At 73.0% G+C, this 13374-nt stretch carries 13 protein-coding genes; 7 read left to right on the forward strand and 6 right to left on the reverse strand.

All coding sequences use genetic code 11. The features are described from left to right. Positions 1-8: 8 nt before the first annotated feature. Genes tsaA through GA0070609_RS33110 form a run of 3 tightly spaced genes read right to left on the reverse strand, consistent with a single transcriptional unit; the run spans position 9 to position 1518 of the window. Positions 9-425: a tRNA (N6-threonylcarbamoyladenosine(37)-N6)-methyltransferase TrmO gene (tsaA, locus tag GA0070609_RS10390; protein WP_088993614.1), complete on the reverse strand. Its 417-nt coding sequence runs from the start codon at positions 423-425 to the stop codon at positions 9-11. Then, positions 422-1366 carry a sensor histidine kinase gene (locus GA0070609_RS10395; RefSeq protein WP_088993615.1) on the reverse strand — a complete coding sequence of 315 codons (945 nt, stop codon included), beginning with the start codon at positions 1364-1366 and terminating at the stop codon, positions 422-424. The genes tsaA and GA0070609_RS10395 overlap by 4 nt, the downstream gene beginning before the upstream one ends. Continuing rightward, positions 1363-1518 (reverse strand): hypothetical protein, encoded by a 156-nt coding sequence (locus tag GA0070609_RS33110; protein ID WP_157748108.1) that lies wholly within the window; start codon positions 1516-1518, stop codon positions 1363-1365. Before GA0070609_RS33110 ends, GA0070609_RS10395 begins: the two co-directional genes overlap by 4 nt. Before the next feature lie 94 nt (positions 1519-1612). On the opposite strand from GA0070609_RS33110, the gene GA0070609_RS10405 reads away from it, so the two are divergent. From GA0070609_RS10405 to GA0070609_RS10425, 5 genes are all read left to right on the forward strand, one after another. Continuing rightward, positions 1613-2086, forward strand: a complete 474-nt coding sequence (locus tag GA0070609_RS10405; protein WP_088993617.1) for a VOC family protein — start codon at positions 1613-1615, stop codon at positions 2084-2086. 145 nt (positions 2087-2231) lie between these two features. Continuing rightward, the gene (locus GA0070609_RS10410; protein WP_088997638.1) at positions 2232-3368 is read left to right on the forward strand and encodes a DUF3626 domain-containing protein; all 1137 of its coding nucleotides are present in this window, start codon (positions 2232-2234) and stop codon (positions 3366-3368) included. 330 nt (positions 3369-3698) lie between these two features. Continuing rightward, positions 3699-4421, forward strand: coding sequence for a hypothetical protein (locus GA0070609_RS10415; protein WP_088993618.1), 723 nt, complete (start codon positions 3699-3701; stop codon positions 4419-4421). A 1471-nt stretch (positions 4422-5892) separates the two neighbouring features. Continuing rightward, positions 5893-6486, forward strand: coding sequence for a hypothetical protein (locus tag GA0070609_RS10420; protein WP_088993619.1), 594 nt, complete (start codon positions 5893-5895; stop codon positions 6484-6486). A gap of 108 nt (positions 6487-6594) precedes the next feature. Continuing rightward, positions 6595-7758: a CapA family protein gene (locus GA0070609_RS10425; RefSeq protein WP_088993620.1), complete on the forward strand. Its 1164-nt coding sequence runs from the start codon at positions 6595-6597 to the stop codon at positions 7756-7758. A 20-nt stretch (positions 7759-7778) separates the two neighbouring features. On the opposite strand, the gene GA0070609_RS10430 is transcribed toward GA0070609_RS10425, so the two are convergent. Both GA0070609_RS10430 and gdhA read right to left on the reverse strand, forming a co-directional pair. Then, positions 7779-9149: a hypothetical protein gene (locus GA0070609_RS10430; protein ID WP_088993621.1), complete on the reverse strand. Its 1371-nt coding sequence runs from the start codon at positions 9147-9149 to the stop codon at positions 7779-7781. A 122-nt stretch (positions 9150-9271) separates the two neighbouring features. Next, positions 9272-10609 carry an NADP-specific glutamate dehydrogenase gene (gene gdhA / locus GA0070609_RS10435; RefSeq protein WP_088993622.1) on the reverse strand — a complete coding sequence of 446 codons (1338 nt, stop codon included), beginning with the start codon at positions 10607-10609 and terminating at the stop codon, positions 9272-9274. A gap of 165 nt (positions 10610-10774) precedes the next feature. Between gdhA and GA0070609_RS10440 the strand changes: the two genes are divergently transcribed. Together GA0070609_RS10440 and GA0070609_RS10445 are read left to right on the forward strand one after the other, a co-directional pair. Continuing rightward, positions 10775-11746: a pirin family protein gene (locus GA0070609_RS10440; RefSeq protein WP_088993623.1), complete on the forward strand. Its 972-nt coding sequence runs from the start codon at positions 10775-10777 to the stop codon at positions 11744-11746. A 44-nt stretch (positions 11747-11790) separates the two neighbouring features. Then, positions 11791-12456 carry a hypothetical protein gene (locus tag GA0070609_RS10445; protein ID WP_088993624.1) on the forward strand — a complete coding sequence of 222 codons (666 nt, stop codon included), beginning with the start codon at positions 11791-11793 and terminating at the stop codon, positions 12454-12456. Between the two features lie 248 nt (positions 12457-12704). Here GA0070609_RS10445 and GA0070609_RS10450 read toward each other — a convergent pair whose 3' ends face one another. Then, positions 12705-13325, reverse strand: a complete 621-nt coding sequence (locus tag GA0070609_RS10450; RefSeq protein ID WP_088993625.1) for a DUF1345 domain-containing protein — start codon at positions 13323-13325, stop codon at positions 12705-12707. Positions 13326-13374 lie beyond the last annotated feature (49 nt).

Here is a 13374-nt window from a genome sequence, read left to right on the forward strand (position 1 = left end):
GCGCCGGGTCAGCGTTCGTCGGGCGGACCCAGCACCGGCTTGACGTCCAGCACCGGGGTGCCGTCCAGCGCCTCCAGGTCGGCGACCCGCACCCGCAGCCCGTCCACCGCCAGCACCCGTACCCGGTGCAGGCCGATCGGGTTCGGCCGGTGCGGCGACCGGGTGCTGAACACCCCGGTCTCCGGCCGGGACGCGTCGCCGCGCGGGTGCACCGCCAGCACGTCCCGGCGGGCCCGGTCGAGCCAGGTCAGCACCAGCACCTCCGCGCCGACGCGCAGGTCGCGCAGGGCGGTGGCGACCTCCGGCGTGAAGTCCAGGTACGCCTCCGGCGCGCCCTCGTCGCCCTGCCGGGGCGCGTCCGCCGGGTCGGTCAGCGGCGAGGCGACCCGCCCGACCGGACGCAGCAGGAAGGCGTCGTCGGTCATGGCGTCCGCCGCATGAACAGCCGGACCCCCGTCCCGGCCGGGGAGGTGTGCAGCCGCACCAGGTCGCAGAGCGCGTGCACGATGACCAGCCCCCGCCCGCCGACGCCGTCCGCCGCCGGGTTCACCCGCCCGGCCATCGGGTCGGCCAGCCAGCCGTGGTCACGAAGCTCGCAGACCAGGTGCGCGGCCGTTCGCCACACGTGCAGCACCCCGCCGCCCCCGCCGTGCGCGACGCTGTTGGTCGCCAGTTCGGTGACCGCGATCTGCAGGTCCGCCACCCGGTCCGCGGCCAGCCCGGCCGCCGTGGCGTGGTCGGCGACGAACCGGCGTACGTCGGAGAGCGTGTCGACCTGGTAGGCCAGCGCCGCGGTCGACTCGGCGGGCGCGGGCAGCGGCGCGTTGTAACGGGCCACCACCTCCGCCGGGGCGTAGTCCGGGCTGGGCCGCCGCCCCGCGCGATCCACCAGCACCGGGTGCGTGACGCACGCGTCGGCCAGCGCCACGTCGTCCAGCGCGGCCACGTCGTACGGGCAGAGGATGGTCGCCGCGCGACCGGCGAACGCGGCGTTGATCATCGCCTCGTGCTGGGCGCAGGCCGGATATTCCACCTCGCTGCGCCCGGCCCAGATCGGCTCGCCGATGATCCGCACCCGCCGGCCGGGATGCCGGTCGGCGAACGCCTGCAGCACCCACGGGATGATCCGCCCCGGGTTGCGGCCCGCCTCGGTCATGTCCGCCCAGCGCACCCGCTCGGTGCCGCCCACCGCCGCGCGGACCCGGCGCAGGTTGGCCCCCGGCATGGCGACCAGCACCGGTTCGCCGGCGGCCAGCCCGCCCTCGACGAACGGGACCGTGCCGGCCAGCAGGTCGTCGGCGTCCCGGTAGAAGAGCCCCTCGTGGACGAACCCGGCGGCCGGCGCTGTCCCGTCCGGCACCGTCATGCGGTCCGTCCCGACCCGGCCGGGGTGCCATCGGCGGGGTCGGTCGCCGTCGCGCGCGTCGCGGGCCGGCCGGCGGCACCGATCCGCGCGAACCGGCCGTAACGCCCCAGGCGGTCGTGAACCACCTGGTCGGCCACGTCGGCAGCAGTCACCTCATCGCCTTCCGGTCGGAGCCCCTCACTGTAGCCCGGCCTGGCCGGCGACCTGACCACCGACCTGTCGTCGTACTGGGTAGGCTCCCCGGTCATGGCCGATGATCACACCCGTCCGCCCGCCGTACGTCAACTCCGCCTGGTGGTGGAGGCCGAGGACTACGCCGCGGCGGTGGCGTTCTTCCGCGACGCGCTGGGCCTGCCGGAGCAGGCGGCGTTCACCGGCGAGGGGGACGCGCGGGTGGTGATCCTGGACGCCGGCCGGGCCACGCTGGAGATTGCCAACCCGGCGCAGAAGCGGATGATCGACGAGGTGGAGGTGGGGCGGCAGGTGGCCCCGAAGCTCCGGGTGGCGTTCGAGGTGGACGACAGCCGGGCGGCGACCGACCGGCTGGTCGCCGCCGGTGCCACCGAGATCGCGCCGCCCACCGTGACACCGTGGCAGTCCCTGAACTCCCGCCTCGACGCCCCGGCCGGCCTGCAGATCACCCTCTTCCAGGAACTCCTCGACGCCGACGAGCGGACGACCCTCGACGGGTTCGGCACCGACCGCGCCCGCGAGGAGTGACCGGACGGTGAGCGGTCGCCGCGCGGGCCGGCCCCGGCCGGTCGTCCCGACCACCCCCGCCACGACCGCGGCACCGGACGCCACCGGCCCCGTCGGCCCGGAACCGGTCGGGAAATCGGGATGCGCCGCACCGGCGGGCGTGGGGATGATCGTCGGCGTGCAGCCCGTCGGAGCCCCGGCAATCGCCCCCGTGACCCTCACCCCGGCGCAGCGCGCCGCACTCGACCACGTCCGGCGGACCGCGCTGCGGGACCGCCCCGCCGCCCTGGCCACCATCGCCCGGGCGCTGGCCGGATCGGGCGTCACCCACCAGCCGGAGGAGCTGATCACCGCGATCGGCCGGCACGGGCGGCTCACCCTCAACTTCCACCCCGACCGGCTGCTCGCCGACGGCCGTACGGTCGCCGGGGCGCTGGCCGACGAGGGGATCTACCGCAGCCAGTTCGAGACCCGGATCTCCAACGGCGGGCTGACCGCGTACCCGGGCGGCGACCGGGACCGGTGGGAGGAGTCGCTGTTCGGCGGCGCCTACCAGGCGCCCGGCGTGCCCCTGACCGACCGGCCCAAGTACGGCGGGCTGAACCTGCTCGACCACCCGGACGGCGCCTGCCCCCGCTTCGGCTCGTGTCACCTGCGGTTGCGCCCGGAGGTGCTGGCCCGGGCCACCTTCTGCTTCGGCGACAGCCACCTCGGTCCCCGGGACCTCGGCACCGTCGACGTGTTCGAGCCGGTGCTGGCCGCCCTGATCGCGGCGACCGAGGGCACCGGGACCAGCCTCGGCCGGCCGGGGATGGACACGGTAGCCCTGGTGCGGGAGCTGTTGCGCCGCCGGGAGGACGCGGCGTGGTCGCCCGGCGCGGCCGGCCGGGCCCTGGACGACTACATCGAGGCGCAGGTCCACGGGGACCTCGACCTCGGCCGGGACGTGGAGGCGGTGGTCGTCGACCCGTCGTTCCGGGGCACCGAGGCCGGCGCGACGCTGGCCGGGATCGCCCGGCGGCACGGCTTCGCCCTCTGTTGGCACCGGGGCTTCGCCCTGCCGGTGGACAAGATCGACCCGGAGTTCCGTGGGCCGGCCATCCCACCGCTGGCCGCCCGGGTGCACGCCGAGTTCGCCCGGCCGGGCGAACCGGTCGACGCCGCGCTGATCGGCCGGGCGGCGGTCTCCGTGGTGACCGACCCGGCGCGCTGGGCGGACCGCGGTCCCACCGCGGTGACCCTGCAGCACCTCAAGCAGCTCTGGCACGTCCTGGTCCGGTTCGGGGCCCCGTACGCCGACTGAGTCGATCGGGGCGTCCGTGGCCGGTCCGGCCCCCAAGGGCTTGCGCCGCACGCACCAGGGCGTCCGTGCCGGTTCTGCCCTGTCTGGCCGATGATGGCCGCCACGGACCATGTCCGTTCGATCCCGGTGTGGTCGCTGCTGGGCGCGTCTCCGCCCCGGTGTCCGGTGACCTGGGCCGCAGCCGACGCCGCTCGGCGCATATCCGGAATGACCGACACGTGAAGCTGGTTGTGTCCCCCGTACCGCCGGAGCGCAAACCTCTTCTCCGGCACCGGAGATCCCCCGAGAGGTGCTCAACCGGAGCGCTTCACGATCGAAAGGGCAACCATCGTGAAGGTCGACTTCACTCGATGGCTCCCCGCCATCGCGAAGGACTCGTACCGCAAGATCGCGAACGACTCGTACCGCAAGACCGCACTCAGCGTGGCCGGCGTGGCCGCCCTGGGTGGCCTGGCCCTCGCGCCGACGGCCGCGGCGGCACCGATCACCACCGGCCCGCACGAGGGTGCCGTGGCGGCGATCGAGAAGGCCACCGGCCGGGCCAAGACCGACCGGACCGACGAGTCCGCACTGACCACCGGCGGCACCACGGTCAAGCCGGCCGCCGAGAAGCCCACCCGCGAGGAGCTGATCCCGCACGGCGTGCAGGGTGCTCAGTCGCGTATCCCGCTGGACGACGCCCAGCTCGCCAACGCCCGGGCCATCATCGACGTGGCCAAGAAGACCGGCGTGGGGGAGCGCGGCGCGGTGATCGGCATCGCGACGTCGCTGCAGGAGTCGAAGCTGTACAACCTCGGCCACCTGGGCGCGTACAACGACCACGACTCGCAGGGCCTGTTCCAGCAGCGGCCGTCGTCGGGTTGGGGTTCGCCGGAGCAGATCACCGACCCTGAGTACGCCTCGACGGCGTTCTTCACCGCGCTCAAGAACGTCGGCGGCTGGCAGGACCTGCCGCTGACCGCCGCGGCGCAGACGGTGCAGGTCTCGGCCTACCCGTTCGCGTACGCGCAGTGGGAGGAGCAGGCGGCGGACATCGTCGCGCAGCTCTGGTGACAACCGCATGACGAACCGGCCGGTCCCCGCACGGGGGCCGGCCGGTTCGCTTCTCCCGGGGGCCTTCCTGCGGCGGTTGCCGGCTGTTCTTTGGCGGGCTTGTTGTTCGTGCTCGGCCTCGGGTGATCAGGCTTGATCCCTGCGTTGGGGGTTCGCTTGCGGTGGGTGGGTGGTTGCGGTGGGGGGTGTGGCCCGCCGTGACCGGCTCCGGGCGGTCAGGCTTGATCCCTGCGCCGGTCACGGCGGGCCACACCCCCGTCGTGGTCCAGGTCCGTCCGCGCGGTCACGGCGGGCGCGCTCTTGTCGTGAGCGGGTGCGTTTCGTGGTCGCGGCGGGCGCCTGGTTGTGGTCCGGGTTCCGCTCGGATGGTCGGGGAGGGCGCTCTGCTGTGGTGCGGGTGCGTCCGTCGGTTCGCGGCCCGGCGCACCTTTGTTGTGGTTCGAGATCGTTTCGCGATCACGGTGGGCGCCACAGTTGTGGTCCGGGTCCGTGCGTGGCTGTCCACGCAGATGTCCGGTTTGCTTGCCCGTCCTGCGGGGTTCGGCCGCTGGTCGGGTCGGGTGTGTCGTCGGGGCTGGGCATGTTGTCCGGGAGGTTGATACCTCTGAGTCATCAATATGCCCCTGAGGTATCACGCTCGTTCCTCAATGACCCACCCCCGGCTCGGATCCGCCGGGCTGCTTCTTCCCGGTGCTTGACCCACCTCGCCAGGATCTGCCTGGCTGCGTCTTCCCGGTGGTGAGGCAACCCCACGTCCACGTGGCATCCGGACATTCCGCGCATCCGGGGCATCGAGTGTGCGGACCCGCCGTGGGCGTGTGGGCCCTGTCGTCGTTTCGCCGATGTGGCGGTATCGACCCGTCCGGGATGGCCTCATATCGGCGACATGGTGTCGATCACGCCGTCCAGCCTTGCGGCAGGGCGGTTGGCCAGACCTGTTGGTGGGGTGTTTGTCGGGTTTGTGGGTGTGACCGGTGGCATCCGGGTGGTGGAATCGGGGCCGGGTCGGGGGCGTTACATCATGCGGACGATCGAGCAAGGGCACGCCGCCGGCACGGCCGGCCCGGGGCCTGGCGGAATGATGGCGGGCGGCCGGTCGTTACATCCCCCGGCGATCGCAGCAACACCCCGTCCGGCTCCGGCCGACCGGGTCGCGGCCCCCGGAATGACGGCGGGCTGGCGGTCGTTACATCCCCCGGCGATCGCAGCAACGCCCCGCCCGGCAGAGCCGGGTGAGGGTTCTGGCCCCGGAATGATGGGGTGCTGGCGGTCGTTACACACAGTCCGGCCGCGCAGGGCACCCCCGCCCCGCAGGTTTGCCGGGCATCTGGCACCGGCCAGGGCATCCCCCGCCCCGCGAGAGTGCCGAGTAGTTCTTCCCCTGAGTCTTTCTGAGCGCCTGATGGTGCTTGCGCCCCTTATGGCCCGTCCCCCTTGGGCTGGTGGCGTCATCCCCCGAAGGAGCTTTGTGATGAACACGATCATGCGTAAGAGCGTTCTGGGTATTGCTGGTCTGGCCTTCGCCGGTGGCATCGCCGCTGGCCCCGCCACGAACGCTGACACCACCTCGGTCGAGGCCGTGAAGCCGGTTGCCGTGGTGCAGGCTGACAAGCCGGGTGTCGACAAGGCGAAGCTGATTCCGCATGGTGTGCAGGGTGAGCAGTCGCGCATCGACCTCGACGGTGAGCAGGTTGCGAACGTGAAGGCGATCATCGCGGCGACGAAGAAGTCCGACATGGACGAGCGCGCCGCCGTGGTGGCGATCGCTACCGCGCTGCAGGAGTCGAAGCTGGAGAACCTGGGTCACCTGGGTGACCGGAATGACCACGACTCGCAGGGCCTGTTCCAGCAGCGCCCGTCCAGCGGTTGGGGCACGGTGGAGCAGATCACCGACCCCGAGTACTCGACCAAGGCGTTCCTGAAGGGCCTCAAGCAGGTCGACGGCTGGCAGGACATGCCGCTGACCAAGGCCGCGCAGACGGTGCAGGTGTCGGCTTACCCGTTCCACTACGCCCAGTGGGAGCAGCAGGCCGCCGACCTCGTCGCCGAGCACTGGAACAACTGACAACCCAACAGAACATGAAGGACTGCCGAAGGCTCCCTCCCCACTCCGGGGAGGGAGCCTTCGGCGTTTGCCCACCCGAGCCCGGGCCCGGGCAGCAGTATGTCCGCCATGAAGGCAAAGGTCAGGATCGTGCTGCTGGTCGTTCTGCTCGTCGCCGGCTGCGACGCGCCGGAACGGCAGGTCGATACCCGGGTGCCGAACAGCGCGCCGGCAACCGCGAGCGCGGCGCCGGCACCGCGTACCGAGCTGACCGTGGTGGCCGCGGGTGACCTGCTGGTCCACCCGCCGCTCACCGAGCAGGCCGCACTCGACGCCCGGCGTAACGGCCGCGACGGTCACGACTTCACCGAGGTGCTCGCGGCGGTCCGCCCCCGGGTCAGCGCCGCCGACCTCGCCATCTGCCACATGGAGACGCCGCTGGCCGAACCCGAGGGGCCGTTCACCGGTTGGCCGACCTTCAGCGTGCCGCCGCAGTTGGCCGACGCGGCGGCCTGGGCGGGCTTCGACACCTGCTCCACCGCCTCCAACCACTCGCTCGACACGGGAGTGGCGGGCATCGCCCGTACGCTGGACAACCTGGACCGGGTCGGGCTCCGCTACACCGGCACGGCCCGCAGCGCCGCGGAGGCCGCCCGGCCGAACGTCCTGGACGTGGCCGGGGTCAAGGTCGGGCAGCTGTCGTACACCCTGAGCTTCAACGGCATCGAGCTGCCGGCGGGCCGGCCGTGGGCGGCGAACCGGATCGACCAGGACGCCATCCTCGCCGAGGCCCGGCGTGCCCGGGCGGCCGGCGCCGAGATCGTCATCCTCTCCCTGCACTGGGGTACGGAGTACCAGAACGAGCCGAACGGCGACCAGCTCGACCTCGCCCGGCTCCTGCTGGGCTCGGACGAGATCGACCTGATCGTCGGCCACCACGCCCACGTGGTGCAGCCCTTCGAGAAGATCGGCTCGAAGTGGGTCGCCTACGGGATGGGCAACCTGACCACCCGGTTCGGCGACGGCTCGCCGGAGAACACGCAGGACGCCGTGGTGCCGGAGTTCACCTTCCGCCGCACCGCGACCGGACGGTGGGAGGTGACCGACGTGACCGTGCTGCCGACCTGGATGGAGTACCGGCCGGTGGCCCGGGTGGTCGACCTGGCCGCGGCCATGACGGATCCGCGGCTGTCGGCCGGGCAGCGGACCCACTACGCCCGGATCCACCAGCGGATCGTCGGCTACCTGGGCATGCGGGGCGCCATCGAGGCGGGGCTGCGCACGCCGCACTGACGCCCCCGCCCCAGGGTGCCTCAGCAGGCCGGGTAGAGGCGGCGGGTGCCGACGCCGGCGGCGTAGGCGGCCCGGTCGCTGAACCGGCAGCCGTAGTCCGGCGCGGCGACCACCGCCGCGTCGGTCACGTCGTCGCCCAGGGGCCGCTTGCCGTGGCGTACCCAGGACACCAGGTCGTCCCAGGCGGCGCCGGCCTCGGCCGGGGTGAACTCGCAGTGCTGCGCCGCCCGGATGGCCCGCTGCACCACCAGCCGGCTCCGGCCGTGCTTCGCCACGTCCCGCGCGTACGCCTGCTCCATCGAGAAGGGCACGAACAGGTCGCCGAGGTCGTGCAGGCTGACCACCGGCGCGGTGGGGCGGCCGGCGATCCGTGGCACCTCGGTCAGGGTCGGGGAGAGCCGCTGGCGCAGGTTCTCCGGCGCGACGCGCTGCACGGTGGCGTTCACGTCGACCGGGGAGTTCGGGGCGTACCGGGTGAACAGGTTGGTGGCGAGCTGCCCGGGGCGCTGGGCGGGCGAGTCGCCGCCGCTGGTGGTGCTGATCGCGAAGAGGAAGTCCTTCCAGATCGCGAAGGACGCGTCGGCGCCGGGTCGCGGGCCGCCGGATCGGTTGACGGTGATGGCGCGCAGTTGCTTGCCCAGGTCGTTGGTGGTGTCCGGGCCGGTCGGGGTGAGCCCGGCCAGGCCGAGTGTCTGCTGGATCCGGGGCACCGCGTTGGTCAGGTAGTCGGCCGGGGTCGGGTACGCCCGCACCCCGGCGAGGGCCTGGGCGACCAGGTTGTAGTCGAGGAAGAAGTCGAGCAGCGTCTGGTCGCCGAGCACCCCGCACATCGGCAGCGCCCCGTCGTAGAAGCCCGGGTACTGCTCCAGCGAGCGGGCGATGATGTAGCCGCCCATCGACACCCCGGCCAGGTAGGTCCGGTGCGGCCGCTCGACCAGCCGCCCGAAGTGGGTGGCCAGGTCCTTGGTGCTGAGCACCCCGGAGCGGATGTCGAAGCCGTTGCTGTAGTAGGAGGAGGACGCCCAGGCGTACCCCTGCTCGATCAGCCGTTGCCGCAGGCCGAAGCCGGGCGGCTCGGGGGAGAGCACCTTCTCCTGGCCGCGGTAGCCGTGCGCCCAGAGCACCAGGTCGCCGTTCCACCGCGCGGGCACCTCGACGATGTAGCCGGCGTGCCGGTGCACGCCCTGCCGGACGCTGGTCGGCCGGCCGTCCACCACCAGCGGGTCCAGCGGCGGGTTGCTGATCGTGTAGCCGGGCAGCGGCTGGGAGCCGTCGGAGTGGCGGTCCGGGGCGGCGGTGGCCGGGGCGGCCCCGGCCAGTCCGGCCGCGAGGATCAGGGCGACGCCGGCGGCCAGCAGGCGGCGGGCGGTACGGGCGGGCGAGGACGGCATCGTTGCTCCACCTCGGACGGTGCCGCCCGTGGTCGGCGGCGGGACGGGTGCCTACCGGCCGGTAGTGCCCCTGAACCTAGGCCCGCCGTTCAACCGACGTCAATGGCTGACTGAGTGCTTGGTCAGATCACGCCCTGCGCCAGCATCGCCTCCGCCACCCGCCGGAACCCGTCGATGTTCGCGCCGGCCACGTAGTCGCCGGGCAGCCCGTACTCCTCGGCCGTGGCCCAGCAGCGGTCGTGGATGTCCCGCATGATCTCCCGCAGCCGCTGCTCGGTGTGGGCGAACGTCCACGAGTCCCGGCTGGCGTTCTGCTGCATCTCCAGCGCGCTCACCGCCACCCCGCCGGCGTTGGCCGCCTTGCCCGGCGCGAACCGCACCCCGGCCCGGCCCAGGATCCGTACCGCCTCCGGGGTGGTCGGCATGTTCGCACCCTCCACCACCGCGACGCAGCCGCCGGCCACCAGCGCCGCGGCCTCCGCGCCGCCGATCTCGTTCTGCGTCGCGCACGGCAGCGCCAGCTCGCAGGGCACCTCCCAGACCGTACGACCGGAGACGGCCACCGCGTGCGGCACGTGCCGCACGTAGTCGTCCAGCCGGGCGCGGCGTTGCTCCTTCAGCTCGCGCAGCAGCTCCAGGTCGATGCCCTTCTCGTCCAGCACGTAGCCGGTCGAGTCCGAGCAGGCCACCACCCGGCCGCCGAGCTGGTGCACCTTCTCGATCGCGTAGATCGCCACGTTGCCCGAGCCGGACACCACCACCCGCTTGCCCTCCAGGCCGTCCCCGGTCTGCCGGAGCATCTCCTCGGCGAAGAAGACCGCCCCGTAGCCGGTCGCCTCCCGGCGCGCCTGAGCGCCCCCGTAGGCCAGGCCCTTGCCGGTCAGCACGCCGGCGTCGTACCGGTTGGTGATCCGCCGGTACTGGCCGAACAGGTAGCCGATCTCCCGGTAACCCACCCCGATGTCCCCGGCCGGTACGTCGGTCTGCGGGCCGATGTGCCGGTACAGCTCGGTCATGAAGCTCTGGCAGAACCGCATCACCTCGCGGTCCGAGCGGCCCTTCGGGTCGAAGTCCGCGCCGCCCTTGCCGCCGCCGATCGGCAACCCGGTCAGCGCGTTCTTGAAGATCTGCTCGAAGCCGAGGAACTTCACGATGCCGAGGTAGACCGACGGGTGGAAGCGCAGGCCGCCCTTGAACGGGCCGAGCGCGCTGTTGAACTCCACCCGGAAGCCCCGGTTCACCTGCACCCGGCCGTGGTCGTCCTCCCACGGCACCCGGAAGATGACCTGCCGTTCCGGCTCGCAGATCCGCTCGACGACCCGCGCCTCGGCGTACTCCGGGTGACGGGCCAGCGCCGGGCCGATGCTCTCCAGCACCTCCCGCACCGCCTGGTGGAACTCCGGCTCACCCGGGTTGCGGGCCACCACGCTGGCGAACACCGTCTCGACGGTCTCCGGCATACCGACACGTCCCTTCGCTTTCTGGCAGCCCCGTTGCTACCACCCGCGTCGGCGTACCCGCCAACCGTCCCGAGATACGGACGGTCACCGTGGTCCGGTTCACCGCCCCGGCCGCGCGCCAAGGTCCAGGCCCGCGTCGGGGGGTCGTGAGCGTAGAGTCGGGCGGTGGAACGTACCGAATCGATGCCGGCGCAGACCCGACCGCCGGGCGTGGCCACGGTCGATCCCGGCAGCGTGCTGCTGCCCGGTCACGACGTCCCGCTGGGCCGCTACACCACCGTGCGTCGCCTGCTGCCGCAGCGGCAGCGGCGGATGGTCGGGGCGTGGTGCTTCGTCGACCACTTCGGCCCGGACGACGTCGCCGAGCGGCCGGGCATGGAGGTCCCGCCGCACCCGCACACCGGGTTGCAGACGGTCACCTGGCTGCTGGACGGCGAGATCCTGCACCGGGACAGCCTGGGCAACGTCCAGCCGATCCGGCCCGGCCAGCTGAACGTGATGACCTCCGGGCGTGGCATCGCGCACTCCGAGCGCTCACCCGCGGAACACCCGCCGCTGATGCACGGCGTGCAGCTCTGGGTGGCGCTGCCCGACCCGGCGCGCGCCGGTGACCCCGACTTCGCCCACCACGGCGACCTGCCCCGCTGGGCCGACGGCGAGCTGGACGTCACCCTGCTCGTCGGCGAGCTGGGCGGGGAACGCTCCCCGGCGCTGGTGCACACCCCGCTGCTCGGCGCGCAGCTGGAGCTGCGCGGTCCGGCGCCGGCCGCGCTGCCGCTGCGCCCGGACTTCGAGTACGGCCTGTTGGCCATGTCGGGCTCCGCCGAGGTGGACGGGGTGTCGTTCGCCCCCGGCGCGCTGCTCTACCTCGGCACCGGCCGGGACCGGCTGACCCTGCGCGGCGAGCCCGGCAGCCAGCTGCTGCTGCTCGGCGGGACGCCGTTCGACGAGCCGCTGGTGATGTGGTGGAACTTCGTCGGCCGCTCGCACGAGGAGGTCGCCGCCGCCCGGGAGGACTGGATGGCCGGGCGCCGGTTCGGCGTCGTCGCCGACGACCCCGCCCCGCCGCTGCCCGCGCCCGCGCTGCCCACTACCCGGCTCAAGGCCCGCGACCGCAGTGGCGGCGTGCACGGCTGACCGTTCGGCAGGCGTGGTCGGCGGCGACGCGGGTAGTCGCGGGCATGCCGACCAGTGCCATCTCCAGCATCGAGGACAAGAAGCGCCTGGTACGCCGGCTCGCCGGCAGTGGGCGCGGGTTCGCCGAGCAGTACGGCTTCCGGGTCATCAACAACCCGTCGAACCTGTTCCAACTGCTCTGTCTCTCTGTCCTGCTGGCCCGCCGGGGTGACTTCCGGCGGGCCGTGGACAGCGCCCGCGCGCTGCCCGAGAACGGGTGGGACAGCGCCGCCCGGCTGGCCCGTTCGCTGCACGCCGACCGGGCCCGGGTGCTGCGCGAGGCCGGGCAGCGCGGCGACGTGGACGCGCTGGCCACCGTTCTCGGCGACCTCGCCCAGACGGTGGTGGACCGCTACCGGGGCGACCTGCGCCGGCTGCGCGCGCTGGCCCACCACGACCCGGCCCGCGAGCGGAAGCTGCTCACCGACCTGCCCGGGGTGGACGACCAGGTGGTCGAGCTGTTCCTGCGGGAGGCGCAGGCGCTGTGGCGGGAGGTGGCGCCGGTGGCCGACCGGCGGGCCCTCGTCGCCGCCCGCAAGCTCGGGCTCGGACGCTCCGCCGACGACCTGGCCGGGCTGGCCGGCAGCGGCGAGTCGGAGCGGCTCGCCTGGCTGGTCGGGGCGCTGGCCCGGGTCGACCTGGAACACCGGTACGCGGAGGTGACCGGCTGATCCGGTGGAGTGGATTGGCCCACAGTTCCGCATTTTCTGACCGTTAGGACGATCCCTATCGTATGATGATCGCGGCAGTGATGCCCGCCCGGTTCGGTACGTCACCGCCAGGCGGCCGCGATCCGGTTCGGACGCGTTCGCCCAGGTCAGGTGTTTTGTGGGGCGCCCCCGGTCGCGGTTCGCGACCCGGGGCGCCCGCCTGTGCGCGGTCCTCCGAAGCCTCGCGCCGCTCGTGGCCCGGGCGCCGCTCAGGGCGCGAGCCCGGCCACCAGGTTCACCGTCACCGCGAAGATGAACGCCCCGAACAGGTAGGACAGCATGGAGTGCCGCAGCACCGCGCGTCGCATGTCCATGTCTGTCAGGTTGGTGTCGGAGACCTGGAAGGTCGCTCCGATGGTGAACGCCAGGTAGGCGAAGTCCGAGTAGCAGGGCGGACCAGGCTGGTTGAAGTTCACCCCGCCGACCGGGCCGGTGTAGTAGATCCGGGCGTACCGGGCGGCGAAGACGGTGTGCACCACCAGCCAGGACAGCAGCACGCTGAGCACGCCCAGCGCGCTGTAGACGTTTCGGGCGGCCCGAGTCGGCGCGCCGTGCGCGGTGGTCACCACGAAACCGATCGCGAACAGGCTGATTATGCAGGCGACGATGAGCAGCGCGTCGCGGACCGCCCGGTTCGGGTCCTCGCGCAAGGCCAGCCGGGCCGTCTCTTCGGCGTCCAGCAGCCAGACCTTGTGCCAGACCAGGACCAGCCAGCTGAGCGCGGCGGCGTCCCAGCCGACCAGCGCAGCCACTTTCAGCGGAGCCAGCGCCGCGGTGAGCCCGCCGACCACCAGCCCGACCACGCCCATCACGGCGAGCTGGAGCGCCACCGGGGGGTGTCCCTCCGGCGGGCGGGACGACAGCCGGGACACCGCTACC

The sequence above is a fragment of the Micromonospora echinaurantiaca genome, assembly GCF_900090235.1.
Classification (GTDB): domain Bacteria; phylum Actinomycetota; class Actinomycetes; order Mycobacteriales; family Micromonosporaceae; genus Micromonospora; species Micromonospora echinaurantiaca.